The sequence below is a fragment of the Bradyrhizobium sp. AZCC 2289 genome (assembly GCF_036924615.1).
GTDB lineage: Bacteria > Pseudomonadota > Alphaproteobacteria > Rhizobiales > Xanthobacteraceae > Bradyrhizobium.
On record NZ_JAZHRY010000001.1, the window covers coordinates 3721481 to 3737342 of the forward strand.

The window sequence follows — 15862 nt, forward strand, 5'->3', positions numbered from 1 at the left end:
CATGGACCAATCCATTAACTCCGGACATTGGTTCCGGCAGAACGCGGAACCGGCATGACGGATCCCGCTATGAACTTTCACGCCAAAGCGCCGAAAATCCCTCCGCGCATCCTTTGCATCGGAATGCCGGTGCGCGACCTGACATTTCGCGTCCGCAGCGTGCCCGCCCGCGGCTCCAAGGAGAACGCCACCCATTTCGACGAGATCTGCGGCGGCAACGCGCTCAATGCCGCGATCGGCATCGTCCGCCTCGGCGGCCGCGCCTCGGTCTGCGGGCCGATGGGCGACGCGCGCGAGACGTCGAGCCGCTTTATCTTCGACAAGCTCGCGCATGAAGGCATCGAGACCAAGCACGTGGTGCACATGCCGGGTCTGGTGACGCCGATCTCCACCGTCATGGTCGATCCGAGCGGCGAGCGCACCATCGTCACGTTCCGAGATCCGGAATTGTGGAAGGTCCATCTGCCGCCCACCAAGACGCTGCTGGACGACTGCGCCGCCATCCTGACCGAAAACCGCTGCGCAGAATTCTGTACCGATCTTTGCGCCGAGGCGGTCCGGCGCGGCATCCCCGTGATCGTCGACGTCGATCGCGCGATGTCGCTGCGCGAGGGATTGCTCAACGCCTCTTCTCATTTGGTGTTCTCGAGCGAGCCGCTGCAGGAGACCGCCGACGTCAAAGACGACGGCGCCGCGCTGAAGAAGATCGCAAAGCTGACGCATTCGTTCCTCGCGGGAACGCGCGGACCGAAGGGCACCATCTGGCTTGATGAGCAGGGCAATTTGCAGGAGACCCCGGCCTTCCCGGTCCATACCGTCGACACGCTGGGCGCCGGTGACGTGTTCCATGGCGCATTCGCGCTCGCCATCACGGAAAAACAGGAGATCCGCCAGGCCCTCCGCTTCGCATCCGCCGCTGCCGCGCTGAAATGCACCCGGTTCGGCGGCGCCTTCGCGGCCCCGCAACGTGCTGAGGTTGAAGCACTTTTAGGCCAAAGCCAGGGGGTGGGCCCGGCGGAGGCTGATCAATAGCGGGCTTGATTTGGAAGATTTTTCTATATATGAGGGATACAACCCTTTCATATGGAACTTTATTCTCATGACCGACCTAGCCGTTCAGCTTCATGAAGCCAATCGTCGCCTCGACGCCATCGACCGTAAAATCTTGACCGTGCTGCAGGAGGACGCCTCGCTCTCCGTGGCCGAGATCGGCGACCGGGTCGGCCTGTCCTCGACGCCGTGCTGGAAACGCATCCAGCGGCTGGAGGCCGACGGGGTGATTCTGCGCCGGGTCGCCCTGGTCGATCAGAACAAGATCGGGCTCGGCATTTCGGTGTTCGTCTCGGTCGAGAGTTCCGATCATTCGGAAGCCTGGCTCAAGACCTTCGCCACCGCCGTCAGCGCCATGCCCGAGGTGATGGAGTTCTACCGGATGGCAGGCGACGTCGATTACATGCTGCGCGTCGTGGTCGCCGATATGGCGAGCTATGACGTGTTCTATAAAAAGCTGATCAGCGCCGTGCCGCTGAAGAACGTCACCTCGCGCTTTGCGATGGAGAAGATCAAGTCGGTCACCGCCCTGCCGGTGCCGGCGGCTTAGCACTGCTGTCATCATCCGCGAAAGCGGATGATCCAGTATTCCAGAGCAGTCGAAATAGAATCGAGAGGCCGCGGCGTACTGGATACCCCGCATGCGCGGGGTATGACGGTAGCGGCAAGCCGTCCGACCGGCGTCACACGCGATTCCCCCTGCTTATACGGTTCGTTAACTCAACATTTACGAGCAATTAGCTTCGTCACGTTATGGTCGCGCGATGGAGCTGGGAAGAATCATCCAAACGACGCGATGGCCCGCCTGGCTGAACGCGGCCGTGTTGCTGGTCGCGAACTGGATCGCGGCGCTGTCGCTGCAGGTCCGTCCCGGCGCTGAGGCCGTGGCGGTGGTTTTCCCGCCATGGTGGAGCGCCCTGCAAGTGTTCGCGGCTGCGGCGTCCGCCAACGCCGCCATTATCCGGATGACGGCGATCCCGTCACTGCCGGTGGTGCGGCCGGATGACCACGACGGACTAACGCGGCTGCGCGGTGCCGGCGTCTGGCTCAGCATGGATCCGCAGGCCGTCGCCGCCTGCCTGACGAAATAGAGCGCTTTTTTTGAATACCATTTGGGGGACTGGGAATGACCATCGAAAGCGATGAGCTGGCCAATTTGCGTGAGATTACGAGCAAGACCTTGCTTGGCGTGCTCTGGCTTCAGGTTCCGATTGCCGTTGCGATCGGCGTCATGCGCGGCACGGAATGGATCGTGCCGACGGCTCTGGTGGCCGCGATGGCGCTGGCTGCGATGATGTCGTGGCGCGCTTCGGGCAATGGATTGTCGACCCGGCTGATCTTCGCCGTAGCCCTGATGGGCGGCGTGTCGGTGCTTGCGTTCGAGCTTGCCGGCCACCCCTGGCAGATCGACATGCACATGTACTTCTTCGCAGCATTGGCCTGCCTCGTCGCCTATTGCGACTATCGGCCGATCGTCGTCGGCACGGTTGCGGTGGCCCTGCACCATCTGGCGCTGAATTTCCTGCTTCCGGCGGCGATCTTTCCCGACGGCGGTGATTTTGGCCGCGTCGTTCTTCACGTCACCATCCTCCTGATCGAAGCCGGCGTCCTCGGCTGGCTGGCGCTCAAGCTCTCGCATCTGTTCGAGATGGCGGCCGAGAAGACCACAGAAGCCGAGGCCGCAAGCGCCGCCGAGGCGCGTGCCAATGCCGATCGCAGTGAGGCCGAACGCAAGGCGAAACAGGAACGCGACGCGGCCCGTCGCGAACTCGCCGCCGGCTTCGAGCGCAAGGTCGGCAGCATCGTCGAGGCGGTCGCCGTGGCCGCCGGCGACATGCAGGGCCTGTCGTCGTCGATCAGCGCCAGCAATACCGAAACCGCGCGCCAGACCGCGGCTGCCGCCGCGGCCTCGACGCAGGCCTCCGCCAATGTCGAAACGGTGGCGTCCGCGACCGAAGAACTGACGGCGTCGATCAACAGCATCGCCCAGCAGGTCACCCGTTCGGCCGAAATCGCCACCAAAGCCGCCGCGGAAGCCCGCCGCACCAACACCGTGGTCGAAGGGCTCGCCGCCGGCACGCAGAAGATCGGCGAAGTCGTGACACTGATCCAGAACATCGCGAGCCAGACCAATCTGCTGGCCTTGAACGCCACCATCGAAGCCGCGCGCGCCGGCGAACATGGCCGGGGATTCGCGGTCGTCGCCAGCGAGGTCAAGGCGCTGGCCAATCAGACCGCCAAGGCAACCGAGGAAATTTCAGCACAGATCCAAGACATCCAGACCGCGACCGGCGAAGCCGTGACCGCGATCCAGGCGATTGGCGGCACCATTGCCGAGATCGACGAAATCTCCAACGAAATCGCCGCCGCCGTCGACCAGCAGGGCGCAGCGACGCGCGAAATCGCCGGCAATGTGCAGCAGGCCGCCAACGGCACCAGGGACGTCAACAACAACATCGCCGGCGTCAGCCGGGCGAGCGAGGAAGCCGGCAAGGCGGCCTCAAAGCTGCTCGACGCCGCCAACGGATTGTCGTCGCAGTCCGATCGGCTGAAGTCCGAGGTCGAAGGCTTTTTGGGCTCGCTGCACGCGGCGTAGGTTACTGTCATCGCCCGCGAAGGCGGGCGATCCAGTATTCCAGAGACAGTAGTGATTGAACCGAGGAGCCGCGGCGTACTGGATCCCCCGCTTTCGCGGGGGATGCCCGCCGAGAAGACAGTGCGCTCGGGCGCCCGCCTCAGATCTTCTGATTATATTCGCCGACTTCGGGATGGGTGCGCAGCACCGAATCCATCGCCTCGAACATGTCGTGCATGCGCTTTTCCGAGACCGGGCTCTCGACCACGACCACCAGCTCCGGCTTGTTGGAGGAGGCCCGCACCAGGCCCCAGCTGCCGTCCTCGGCGGTCACGCGGACGCCGTTGACGGTGACGAGATCGCGGATGTTTTGCCCGGCGACCTTCTCGCCCTTGCTCTGCAGCGCCTCGAAATGCTTCACCACGCTATCGACGACACCATATTTGGTTTCGTCCGCGCAATGCGGTGACATGGTCGGCGACGACCAGGTTTTCGGCAGCGCGTCTTTCAGATCAGCCATCGACTTGTCCGGCGCGCGATCGAGCATTTCGCAGATCGCGATCGCCGAGATCAGGCCGTCGTCATAACCGCGGCCGAACGGCTTGTTGAAGAAGAAGTGGCCGGATTTCTCGAAGCCCGCCAGCGCCCCCAGCTCGTTGGTGCGGCGCTTCATGTAGGAATGGCCGGTCTTCCAATAGGTGATTTTGGCGCCCTGTCTTTGCAGCACGGGGTCGGTGACAAAAAGCCCGGTCGATTTGACGTCGACCACGAACTGCGCGTCCCTGGTGATCGCCGACATGTCGCGCGCCAGCATCACGCCGACCTTGTCGGCAAAGATTTCTTCACCGGTATTATCGACCACGCCGCAGCGGTCGCCGTCGCCGTCGAAGCCAAGGCCGACATCGGCCTTGTGCGCGAGTACCGCGTCGCGGATTGCGTGCAGCATTTCCATATCTTCGGGGTTCGGATTGTATTTCGGAAAGGTGTAATCGAGCTCGGTGTCGAGCGGCACAACTTCGCAGCCGATCGCTTCCATCACCTGCGGCGCAAACGCACCGGCAGTGCCGTTGCCGCAGGCGACCACGACCTTCAGCTTGCGCTTCAGCTTCGGGCGTTTGGTGAGATCGGCGATATAGCGCGCCGGAAAGTTTTCGTGGAATTGATAGGAGCCCCCGGCCTTGTTCTTGAAATCGGCGTTGAGCACGATCTCCTTCAGCCGCGTCATCTCGTCGGGGCCGAAGGTCAGCGGACGGTTGACGCCCATCTTGACGCCGGTCCAGCCATTGTCGTTATGCGACGCGGTCACCATCGCGACGCAGGGCACGTCGAGGTCGAACTGGGCGAAATAGGCCATCGGCGTCATGCAGAGGCCGATGTCGTGGACCTTGCAGCCCGACGCCATCAGCCCCGAAATCAGCGCGTATTTGATCGAGGCCGAATAGCCGCGGAAATCGTGGCCGGTGACGATCTCCTGTTTGCGGCCCAGTTCCGCGATCAGCGTGCCGAGCCCCATGCCCAGCGCTTGAATGCCCATCAGGTTGATTTCCTTGTTGAACAGCCAGCGCGCGTCATATTCGCGAAAGCCGGTCGCCTTCACCATCGGCTCGGATTCAAAGGCATAGGTATTCGGAACCAGCACGGATTTCGGCTTCGGAAACATTTAATAAGGGCCTCGTGAGCTTGCTGAGGGGCAACGCCGCAGGCTTAGCGAAAGCACGGGCGCAGAGGAAGGCAGGATTGGCGTCTTGTAGTTGATAATTGCGGCAGATTTGAAGGCCGAACGGTCGTCATCGTCCGCGAAGGCGGACGATCCAGTATTCCAGTGAACTATCGTATTATCTCAACTGGAGCCGCGGCGTACTGGATGCCCCGCTTTCGCGGAGCATGACACTACAGTTACTGCTCCAGCACCATCTTGCCGTTGGCGTATTCGAAGCGTTTCAGCTTCGACAGGAACGACAGGCCGAGCAGGTTTTCCGACAGCGCCTCATCCGGCAGCACCATGGCGTCGACGTCGCGCACCACGAGGCCACCGAGTTCGACCCTGGCAAGCCGGGTGCGCGCGGCCTTGATTGTGCCGTTGGCGGTGGCGACGGTGGCTTTGTAATCGCCGGGGGTGGGGCGCAGACCAAACCGCGCTGCGGATTTTTCGTTCAAGGCCACCAGCGAGGCGCCGGTGTCGACCATGAAGTCGATGCGCTGACCCTCGATCCGGCCGTCGGTCTGGAAATGGCCGCGGGCATCGGGGGGAATGCTGAGACTGCGGCTACCGGCCTGCGCGACCGTCTCTTCCGGGGCCTTTCGCGGCGCCGCGTTGGCGGATGCGGGCGCCGGCGTCAGCTTGTCCGCCATCTGCGCCATGAAGGTGCCAAGGGCGACCAGGACCGCGGCGAAGATCATTATGTTACGCATGACGCCACACTCGGTTCATACAGCCGCCGATATCACCACGCCGGCTGGCAACCGGCGACTAACAACGCCGGTCGAGGCTGCCATTTCGGCGAAAAGGATGAGTGAAGTGTTAACGGGCGCTGTCATACGCGGGCTTGACCCGCGTATCCATCTTCAAAAAGACGAGCCTTCTCAAGAGATGGATTGCCGGGAGCGCAGACAAGTCTATTTAGTCTGCGCAGGGCAGACTACTATGCCCGGCAATGACGAGTTTGTCTCTCACGTCCCGCGCGGCTTCACCCGCCGCGTCGGCATCGCGTTGGCCGGATCTTCCGGCCAGGGATGCCGGGGATAACGGCCGCGCAGGTCGGAGCGTACGGCGGCATAGCTGCCGCGCCAAAAGCCGGGCAGATCGCGCGTCACCTGCACCGGCCGCTGCGCCGGCGACAGCAGTTCCAGCACCAGCGGCACCGCGCCCTTGGCGATCGCGGGATGGGTGTTGAGCCCGAACAATTCCTGCAGCCGGACGGCAATGGTCGGGCCCTGCTCGGCCTCATAGTCGATCGCCAGCATGGTGCCGGTCGGGGCCTCGAAATGCGTCGGCGCTTCGCGCTCCAGCCGTGCGCGCAATTCCCAGGGCAGCAAGTTCATCAGCGCGTCCGACAAATCGCCGGCGGAAAAATCCTTCAGCGATGTTTTGTCGTAAAGCGCCGCCACCAGCCAGGTCTCCCGCCCGGCCGCGAGCGCGGTGTCGGACAAATCCGGCCAGCTTTCGCCTTCCGCCTTGCGCAGGAACATGACGCGGTCGCGCCATTGCTTGAGGGGTTTCGACCACGGCAATTTGTCGAGACCGGCGGCGATCAGTCCGTCGGCGAAAACGCGCGCGGTCTCCGCCGTCGGCGACAGCGCCATCGGCGCTTCCGACAGCGTGATCGCGCGCAGGGTCCGCTTGCGGCGCGCGCGCAGCGCCATCGCGCCCCGATCGAACGAAATCTCCTCCGTGCTTGCGATCTGACCGGCAAAGCGCAATTCGATCTCTTCCTGGGTGATCGGCGCGGCCAGCAGAATGCGACCCTGCGCGGCCGTGCCCGTCAGCTCAGCGACCGCGATATAGGGCGCGCGCGCCAGCGCGGAGGTCTGATCGACTGCGGCGCCGCGGCCGTTGGCCAGCACAAAACTGCCAGTGCCACGGTTGCGCGCGACGCGGTCCGGAAATGCAAGCGCGAGCATGATTCCGGTGGAGAGTTCGCCTGAGCCCTGCGGTGAGTTCGAAGACGCCACCTGCGAGGCCCAGCGCTGCGCCAGGCTGCGGGCGCTGGAAGCGCGTTGCGAGCGGTCGCGGCGGAACTGGTCGAGCCGGGCGTCGAGATCGACGCTGTCGCCGCCGAGGCCGCGTTCGGTCAGGATCGCCGCGATTTCAGCGGCTTCCTCCCCTGCCCCCAGCCGGTCCGAATCCACGATCATCCGCGCCAGCCGTGGCGGCAGCGCCAGCGCCCGCAGGCTTTTGCCTTCTTCGGTGATCCGGCCGTCGGCATCGAGCGCGCCGAGTTCGCCGAGCAGGCTGTTGGCTTCCTTCAACGCCGGCGCGGGCGGCGCATCGAGGAATGCAAGCGTCGCGGGATCGCTGACGCCCCATTGCGCGAGATCGAGCACCAGCGAGGACAGATCGGCGGAGAGGATTTCAGGCTGCGTATAGGCCGCGAGCGAGGCGGTCTGCGGCTCGTCCCAGAGCCGATAGCATACGCCGGGCTCGGTGCGGCCGGCGCGGCCGCGGCGCTGATCGACCGCCGCGCGCGAGGCGCGCACCGTCTCCAGCCGCGTCAGCCCGATATCCGGCTCGTAGCGCGGCACCCGCGCCATGCCGGAATCCACGACGATGCGGACGCCCTCGATCGTCAGCGAGGTCTCGGCGATCGAGGTCGCCAGCACCACCTTGCGGCACCCTTTCGGCGCCGGCGCAATGGCGCGGTCCTGGACGCTGGCGTCGAGCGCGCCGAACAGCGGCACGATCTCGATGGAGGCGTCGTGAATGCGTTCGCCGAGAAAATTCTGCGTGCGGCGGATTTCGGCCGCACCCGGCAGGAACGCGAGCACCGAGCCGGGATCAGCGCGCAGCGCGGTCGCGATCGCATCCGCCATCTGCCGCTCCAGCGGTGCATCGGGTTTGCGGCCGAGATAGCGCGTCTCGACCGGAAAGGCGCGGCCCTCGCTGGCAATAACGGGCGCGTCGCCGAGCAGTTTTGCGACCCGGGCGCCGTCGAGGGTTGCCGACATCACGAGGATACGAAGGTCTTCGCGCAATCCGGTCTGCGCATCGCGTGCCAGCGCTAGCCCCAGATCGGCGTCGAGTGAGCGCTCATGGAACTCGTCGAACAGCACCGCGGCGACGCCGTTCAATTCGGGATCGTCGAGAATCTGGCGCGAGAAGATGCCCTCGGTGACGACTTCGATCCGCGTCGCCCGCGATATTTTTGAACCGAAGCGGACGCGGTAGCCGACGGTCTCGCCGGCGCGCTCGCCCAGCGTCTTCGCCATCCGCTCGGCGCTGGCACGGGCCGCGATCCGCCGCGGCTCCAGCATGATGATCTTCTTGCCCCTCAGCCAGGGCGCATCAAGCAGCGCCAGTGGCACCCGCGTGGTCTTGCCGGCGCCTGGCGGCGCCACCAGCACGGCGGCGTTGTTGGCCGTCAGCGTGCGCGCGAGTTCGTCGAGCACCGCGTCGATCGGGAGTGGGGTGTCGAAGCTGCGGGGCAAGGTTTTTCCATCCACTCGTCATGCCCGGCCAAAAGCGCGAAGCGCGTCTTCGCGTAGATGTGCCGGGCATCCACGTCTTTCTTGGGCAATCAGAAGACAAGACGTGGATGGCCGGGCATAGGCGAGCGGAAGCGACGCCGTCCTTCGGACGGCTATGCCCGGCCATGACGGATTTAGCAATAACATCACACCACCGGCTCGGACGCCCGCCCGATGCTCTCATAGGTGAACCCGAGCGCCGCCATCTCCTCGGGGCGGTAGATGTTGCGCAAATCGACCACCACGGGCTGCGCCATCTCGCGCTTGACGCGTTCCAGGTCGAGCGTGCGGTATTGCACCCACTCGGTCACCACCACCATGGCGTCGGCACCTTTCAGGCAGGCGTAGGGATCGTCACAATATTCGATGTCGGGCAATTCCTTGCGCGCCTGCTCCATGCCGACCGGATCGTGCGCGCGGACCTTTGCGCCCATGTCGAGCAGGCCGGTCACCAGCGGGATCGACGGCGCCTCGCGCATGTCGTCGGTGTCGGGCTTGAAGGTCAGACCGAGCACGGCCACGGTCTTGCCGCGCAGGCTGCCGCCGGCGAGGTTGGAAACCTTCCGCGCCATCGCGCGCTTGCGGATTTCGTTGACGCCGAGCACCGCCTCGACGATGCGCAGGTTCACGTCATGGTCCTGCGCGATCTTCACCAGCGCGCGGGTATCCTTTGGAAAGCATGAGCCGCCGAAACCAGGACCGGCGTGCAGGAATTTCGAGCCGATGCGGTTGTCGAGGCCGATGCCGCGCGCGACTTCCTGCACGTCGGCGCCGACCCGTTCGGCGAGGTCGGCGATCTCGTTGATGAAGGTAATCTTTGTCGCAAGGAACGCGTTCGCCGCATATTTGATCAGTTCCGCGGTGCGCCGCGCCGTGAACATCAGCGGCGCCTGATTGAGCGACAGCGGCCGGTAGACATCGCCGAGCACCTTGCGCCCGCGCTCGTCCGAGGTGCCGACCACGATACGGTCGGGGAATTTGAAGTCGCGGATCGCCGCACCCTCGCGCAAAAACTCCGGATTGGAGGCGATCACCACGTCGGCGGACGGGTTGGCTTCGCGGATCAGGCGCTCGACTTCGTCGCCGGTGCCGACCGGTACGGTCGATTTGGTGACGACGACTGTAAATCCCCTGAGCACGGCTGCGATCTCGCGCGCGGCGCTGTAGACGTAGGTGAGGTCGGCATGGCCGTCGCCGCGCCGCGACGGCGTGCCGACCGCGATGAACACCGCGTCGGCCTCGGCGACCGGGGCGGCCAGATCGGTGGTGAAATCCAGCCGCTTGGCTTTCACGTTGGACGCCACCAGCGCGTCCAGGCCGGGCTCGAAAATCGGGATTTCGCCGCGGTGAAGTGCGGCGATCTTGCCAGCATCCTTGTCGACGCAGGTGACCTGGTGGCCGAAATCCGCAAAGCAGGCGCCGGACACCAGCCCCACATAGCCCGTGCCAATCATGGCAATGCGCATGGAATAACCCGCTCTCTATGGTTAACGGTTTTTCGAACTTGTGCGCCTCTTAAAACATTTGGCGGCAAAGGGGAAACCGTAAAAAGCGCCGGAAAACGGCATGCCATTTGTAAGATAAAGGGGAAAGAAACCGATCCGGCCGATGATGCGCCGCCGACACGCCGAAACAGGACAACAATGACATCTAACGGCACATCCGCGCCGACAGGGCGTTCCGCATTTCCCGCGGGCGGACGCGTCGATTGGGTCGACTATGCCAAGGGCATCTGCATCGTCATGGTGGTGATGATGCATTCGGTGCTGGGCGTGGAAAAGGCCGCCGACCAGACCGGCTTCATGCACCTCGTCGTGACGTTCGCCAAACCGTTCCGGATGCCGGATTTCTTCCTGATTTCCGGGCTTTTCCTGTCGGTCGTGATCGACCGCGGCTGGCGCACCTATCTCGATCGCAAGGTCGTGCATTTCGCCTATTTCTACGTGCTGTGGGTGACGATCCAGTTCGGTTTCAAGGCGCCGTCGCTGGCCGCCGAGGCCGGCTGGAGCCATGTTGGCTTGTTTTATCTGGAATCCTTCATCGAGCCGTTCGGCACCTTGTGGTTCATTTATCTGCTGCCGATCTTTTTCGCCGTCACAAAACTGACACGCAAGACGCCACCGCTCGCGATTCTGGCCCTGGCCGCGGCGCTGGAGATGGCGCATGTCGTGACCGGCTGGACCGTGATCGACGAATTCTGCGCACGCTTCGTCTATTTCTATTCCGGCTATCTGTTTGCGCCTTACGTGTTCGCGCTGTCCGATCGCGCGCGGGCCCGCCCCGTGCTGGCGCTGGCAGGCCTGGCGCTGTGGGCCGTCGTCAACGGCAGCCTGGTCGAGCTTGGCGCCAGTGAATGGCCCATTGTTTCGCTCGCGCTTGGATTGGCCGGCGCCTGCGCCATCATCGTGACCGGCACGCTATTGGCGCGCATGCACTGGCTGAATTTCCTGCGCTATTGCGGCGAGCATTCCATCGTCATCTATCTGGCGTTCTTTCTGCCGATGGCGGCGACCCGGACCTTGCTGCTGCGTAGCGGGCTGATCCACGACATCGGCACGGTTTCGCTGATCGTCACCGTTGTCGGCGTCGCCGCGTCGCTCGTGATCTGGCGGATCGCACTGGCGCTGCATGCCAACTTCCTGTTCGAACGCCCCGCAGCGTTCTGGATCGCACCGAAAAAGGCCGCACCGGTATTGCAGGCGGCGGAGTAGGTCGTTTGTCGTCCCGGCCTTGAGCCGGGACCCATAACCACCGGCTTTTGTTGTGACGCTGGATGTCGCTCCAGCCTGCTTAACACGTTCGGCCGGTGGTTATGGGTCCCGGGGTCGCGCGGAGCCTGTCATCGGGCGCGCATTCGCGTGACCCGTTGGCTTGCCCGGGACGACGATAAATTGGTTGTTGGGCACTCCCAAATTACGCCTTCCAAGGCTGTCAATCCGCGCAAAAATCCCTAAATTTCCGCCATGCCGAAAACAGCCCCCAAAACCGCCACCAAACCCGTTGCCGCCAAAGCCCCAGCCAAGGGCGACCATGTCTTTCTGGTCGACGGTTCCTCCTACATTTTCCGCGCCTATCACGCGCTGCCGCCGCTGAACCGCAAATCCGACGGGCTGCAGGTCAATGCCGTGCTGGGTTTCTGCAACATGCTATGGAAGCTGCTGCGCGATATGCCCGAGGATAACCGGCCGACGCACCTCGCCATCGTGTTCGACAAGTCCGAAGTCACCTTCCGCAACAAGCTGTACCCCGACTACAAGGCGCACCGGCCGCCGGCGCCGGACGATCTGATCCCGCAATTTGCGCTGATCCGGGAAGCCGTGCGCGCGTTCGACCTGCCCTGCCTGGAACAGGGAGGCTTTGAGGCCGACGACCTGATCGCGACGTATGCGCGGCTGGCCGGCGAGCGCGGCGCGACCGCGACCATCGTCTCTTCCGACAAGGATTTGATGCAGCTCGTCACCGACAAGGTGACCATGTACGACACCATGAAGGATCGCCGCATCGGTATATCAGAGGTGATCGAGAAATTCGGCGTGCCGCCCGAGAAAGTGGTCGAGGTGCAGGCGCTGGCCGGCGATTCCACCGACAACGTGCCGGGCGTGCCCGGCATCGGTATCAAGACCGCCGCGCAACTGATCGTCGAATATGGCGACCTTGAAACGCTGCTCTTGCGGGCCGGCGAGATCAAGCAACCGAAGCGGCGCGAGGCGTTGATCGAGAACGCCGAGAAGGCGCGGATCTCGCGGCAACTGGTGCTGCTCGACGACAAGGTCAAGCTGGACGTGCCGCTCGACGATCTTGCCGTGCACGAGCCCGACGCGCGCAAGCTGATTGCGTTTCTAAAGGCGATGGAATTCTCCACCCTGACCCGGCGCGTCGCCGACTATTCGCAGATCGATCCTGCGGACATCGAGGCGGATGCAGGGAACAAGAGCGCGAAGGCTTCTACACCTCTCCCGCTTGCGGGGGAGGTCGACGCGCTCGGCAGCGCACTTGCGCGCCAGAGCGCGGCGGGTGGGGGCCTTGACCTCTTCACTCGCGGAGACACCCCCACCCCGCCCTCCCCCGCAAGCGGGAGAGGGAGCGCACCGAGCAAGGCGACGGGTGACCGGCAAGACAAGGCCGCCAGCCTGAAGGGCACCCCGATCTCGCTCGCCGCCGCGCGCGAGGAAGCGATCCGGAAGATCCCGATCGATCGCAAGAAGTATCAGACCATCCACAACCTCGATCAGCTCAAGGCCTGGCTGGCGCGCGTGCACGACGTCGGACACTTCGTCATCGAGGCGATGTCCGACTCGATCGACCCGATGCAGGCGGAGATATCCGGCATTGCGCTGGCGCTGGCGCCCAACGACGCCTGCTATGTCCCGCTCGGCCACAAGCAGTCCGGCGGCGGCGCCGGCCTGTTCGATGCCGGGCTTGCGCCGGATCAGATCAAGGCCGCCGATGCACTAGCGGCGCTGAAGCCGCTGCTGGAATCGGCCGGCATCCTCAAGATCGGCTTCAACATCAAGTTCAACGCCGTGATGCTGGCGCAGCATGGCATCACGCTGCGCAACCAGGACGATGCGCAATTGATGTCCTATGCGCTGGATGCCGGCCGCAACGCGCACGGGCTGGAGGCGCTGGCCGAGCGTTGGCTCGGCCATGCCGTCGTCAATTACGGCGATCTCACCGGCAGCGGCAAGAACAAGCTCTCGTTCGATCAGGTCGCGATCGACAGGGCCGGCGAATATTCGGCCGAAAGCGCCGATGTGATCTTGAGGCTATGGCGCGTCTTGAAACCGCGCCTCGTCGCCGAGCGCATGACCGTGGTCTATGAGACCCTGGAACGGCCGCTGGTCTCTGTGCTGGCGCGGATGGAGCGGCGCGGCATCTCGATCGACCGCCATGTGCTGTCGCGGCTGTCGGGCGATTTCGCCCAGACCGCCGCGCGGGTCGAGGCCGAGCTTCAGGAACTGGCGGGCGAGCCGATCAATGTCGGCAGCCCGAAGCAAATCGGCGACATCCTGTTCGGCAAGATGGGAATAACCGGCGGCACCAAGACCAAGACCGGTGCCTGGTCGACCTCGGCGCAAATCCTCGATGAACTCGCCGAGCAGGGGCACGAATTTCCGAAAAAGATCCTCGAGTGGCGGCAGGTCTCAAAGCTGAAATCGACCTATACCGACGCGCTGCCGAATTACGTTCATCCGCAGACCCATCGCGTCCACACCACCTACGCGCTGGCGGCGACCACCACCGGGCGGCTGTCATCGAACGAGCCGAACCTGCAGAACATCCCGGTGCGTACCGAGGACGGCCGAAAAATCCGCCGCGCCTTCATCGCCACGCCAGGTCACAAGCTGGTGTCGGCCGATTACTCGCAGATCGAATTGCGGCTGCTGGCGGAGATCGCCGATATCCCCGTGCTGAAGCAGGCGTTCCGCGACGGGCTCGACATTCACGCCATGACGGCGTCTGAAATGTTCGGCGTGCCGATCAAGGACATGCCGAGCGAAGTGCGCCGGCGCGCCAAGGCGATCAATTTCGGCATCATCTACGGCATCTCGGCGTTCGGCCTTGCCAACCAGCTCGGCATCGCCCGCGAGGAAGCCTCCGCCTACATCAAGAAATACTTTGAGCGTTTTCCGGGCATCCGCGCCTACATGGATGAGACCAAGGAGTTCTGCCGCAGACACGGCTATGTCGCCACGCTGTTCGGACGGAAGTGCTACTACCCCGACATCAAGGCAAGCAATGGCTCGGTCCGAGCCTTCAACGAGCGCGCCGCCGTCAACGCGCGGCTGCAGGGCTCGGCCGCCGACATCATCCGCCGCGCCATGATCCGGATGGAGGATGCGCTCGCCGAGAAGAAACTCTCGGCGCAGATGCTGCTGCAGGTGCACGACGAATTGATCTTCGAAGTGCCCGACGACGAGGTGGCGGCGACGCTGCCGGTCGTGCAGCACGTCATGCAGGACGCGCCGTTCCCCGCGGTGCTGCTGTCGCTGCCGCTGCAGGTCGATGCAAGAGCGGCGAACAATTGGGACGAGGCGCATTAAGGGATTGCTGTCATCGCCCGGCTTGACCGGGCGATCCAGTATTCCAGAGAATTCGCGGCAGATCACCGTCGGTCATCCGGCCTGTTTGGCGAGCAGCGGCGCTTTATCAAATACGTCAGTGAGTACTGGGTCGCCCGGTCAAGCCGGGCGATGACAATGGAGGGCTGGACGAGAGCAACCGCAGACCGAATTGCCCTCGGTGCAATTTACAAAATGACATCGCAGCATGCTGCGCGCTAGAAACACGCTGACCCCTTCCCGCGAGTCCCTCGATGCCCCATCTCTCCGCCCTGCTCGGCTTCGCCCTCGTCTCATTCGGCATGGTGCTGACGCCGGGCCCGAACATGATCTATCTGATCTCGCGCTCGATCGCGCAGGGATCGAGCGCCGGGATGGTGTCGCTCGGCGGCGTCGCGCTCGGCTTCGTGTTCTATATGCTGTGCGCGGCGTTCGGCATCACGGCGCTGTTGTTCGCGGTGCCCTATGCCTACGACGCGCTGCGGCTTGGCGGCGCGCTGTATCTGCTGTGGCTGGCCTGGCAGGTGCTGAAGCCGAACGGCCGCTCGCCATTCCAGGTGCGGGAACTGCCAGTCGACGGCCCGCGCAAACTGTTCGCAATGGGGTTTCTCACCAACCTGCTCAATCCGAAAATCGCGATGCTGTATCTGGCGCTGCTGCCGCAGTTCATCGACCCCGCTGATGGCAGCGTGCTGACGCAGTCGATCGTGTTCGGAACCATCCAGATCGTCATCAGCGTCAGCGTCAACGCGCTGATCGCGCTGACCGCGGGCTCCATCACCGGATTTCTCGGCACCCGCCCGGCCTGGCTCAAGGCCCAGCGCTGGCTGATGGGCACCGTGCTTGCGGGCTTTGCGCTGAAGTTGGCGTTCGAGGCGAAGCGGGCGTAGGAGGTCGTCATGCCCCGCGAAGGCAGGGCACCCAGTACTCCGAGGCGCCTCCGTCATCAACAGATGCCACGGCGTGCTGGATCACCCGCTTTCGCGGGTGA

At 64.0% G+C, this 15862-nt stretch carries 11 protein-coding genes; 7 read left to right on the forward strand and 4 right to left on the reverse strand.

Annotated elements, in window-relative coordinates; translation table 11 throughout:
* Nucleotides 1-69 precede the first annotated feature (69 nt).
* From V1289_RS17820 to V1289_RS17835, 4 genes are all read left to right on the forward strand, one after another.
* On the forward strand, nucleotides 70-1032 hold the full coding sequence (locus V1289_RS17820; RefSeq protein WP_334407525.1) for a sugar kinase: 963 nt from the start codon (nucleotides 70-72) through the stop codon (nucleotides 1030-1032).
* A 67-nt stretch (nucleotides 1033-1099) separates the two neighbouring features.
* Nucleotides 1100-1600, forward strand: a complete 501-nt coding sequence (locus V1289_RS17825; protein WP_309180232.1) for an Lrp/AsnC family transcriptional regulator — start codon at nucleotides 1100-1102, stop codon at nucleotides 1598-1600.
* A gap of 214 nt (nucleotides 1601-1814) precedes the next feature.
* Nucleotides 1815-2141: a hypothetical protein gene (locus V1289_RS17830; protein ID WP_334398103.1), complete on the forward strand. Its 327-nt coding sequence runs from the start codon at nucleotides 1815-1817 to the stop codon at nucleotides 2139-2141.
* A 35-nt stretch (nucleotides 2142-2176) separates the two neighbouring features.
* The gene (locus V1289_RS17835; RefSeq protein WP_334398104.1) at nucleotides 2177-3646 is read left to right on the forward strand and encodes a methyl-accepting chemotaxis protein; all 1470 of its coding nucleotides are present in this window, start codon (nucleotides 2177-2179) and stop codon (nucleotides 3644-3646) included.
* A gap of 139 nt (nucleotides 3647-3785) precedes the next feature.
* On the opposite strand, the gene V1289_RS17840 is transcribed toward V1289_RS17835, so the two are convergent.
* The 4 genes from V1289_RS17840 to V1289_RS17855 form a co-directional block, all read right to left on the reverse strand.
* The gene (locus V1289_RS17840; RefSeq protein ID WP_334398105.1) at nucleotides 3786-5285 is read right to left on the reverse strand and encodes a phosphomannomutase/phosphoglucomutase; all 1500 of its coding nucleotides are present in this window, start codon (nucleotides 5283-5285) and stop codon (nucleotides 3786-3788) included.
* A gap of 236 nt (nucleotides 5286-5521) precedes the next feature.
* Entirely contained in the window at nucleotides 5522-6037 is a 516-nt protein-coding gene (locus V1289_RS17845) for a TIGR02281 family clan AA aspartic protease (protein ID WP_334398106.1), read from the reverse strand.
* Nucleotides 6038-6295: 258 nt separating this feature from the next.
* The gene (hrpB, locus tag V1289_RS17850; protein WP_334398107.1) at nucleotides 6296-8770 is read right to left on the reverse strand and encodes an ATP-dependent helicase HrpB; all 2475 of its coding nucleotides are present in this window, start codon (nucleotides 8768-8770) and stop codon (nucleotides 6296-6298) included.
* A 185-nt stretch (nucleotides 8771-8955) separates the two neighbouring features.
* Nucleotides 8956-10275 (reverse strand): UDP-glucose dehydrogenase family protein, encoded by a 1320-nt coding sequence (locus V1289_RS17855; RefSeq protein ID WP_334398108.1) that lies wholly within the window; start codon nucleotides 10273-10275, stop codon nucleotides 8956-8958.
* 177 nt (nucleotides 10276-10452) lie between these two features.
* Between V1289_RS17855 and V1289_RS17860 the strand changes: the two genes are divergently transcribed.
* The 3 genes from V1289_RS17860 (at nucleotide 10453) to V1289_RS17870 (ending at nucleotide 15761) form a co-directional block, all read left to right on the forward strand.
* On the forward strand, nucleotides 10453-11520 hold the full coding sequence (locus V1289_RS17860) for an acyltransferase family protein (protein WP_334398109.1): 1068 nt from the start codon (nucleotides 10453-10455) through the stop codon (nucleotides 11518-11520).
* A gap of 252 nt (nucleotides 11521-11772) precedes the next feature.
* Complete coding sequence (gene polA / locus V1289_RS17865) at nucleotides 11773-14853, forward strand: DNA polymerase I (RefSeq protein WP_334398110.1); 3081 nt, start codon at nucleotides 11773-11775, stop codon at nucleotides 14851-14853.
* Between the two features lie 272 nt (nucleotides 14854-15125).
* The gene (locus V1289_RS17870) at nucleotides 15126-15761 is read left to right on the forward strand and encodes a LysE family translocator (RefSeq protein ID WP_334398111.1); all 636 of its coding nucleotides are present in this window, start codon (nucleotides 15126-15128) and stop codon (nucleotides 15759-15761) included.
* The last annotated feature ends 101 nt before the right edge of the window (nucleotides 15762-15862 follow it).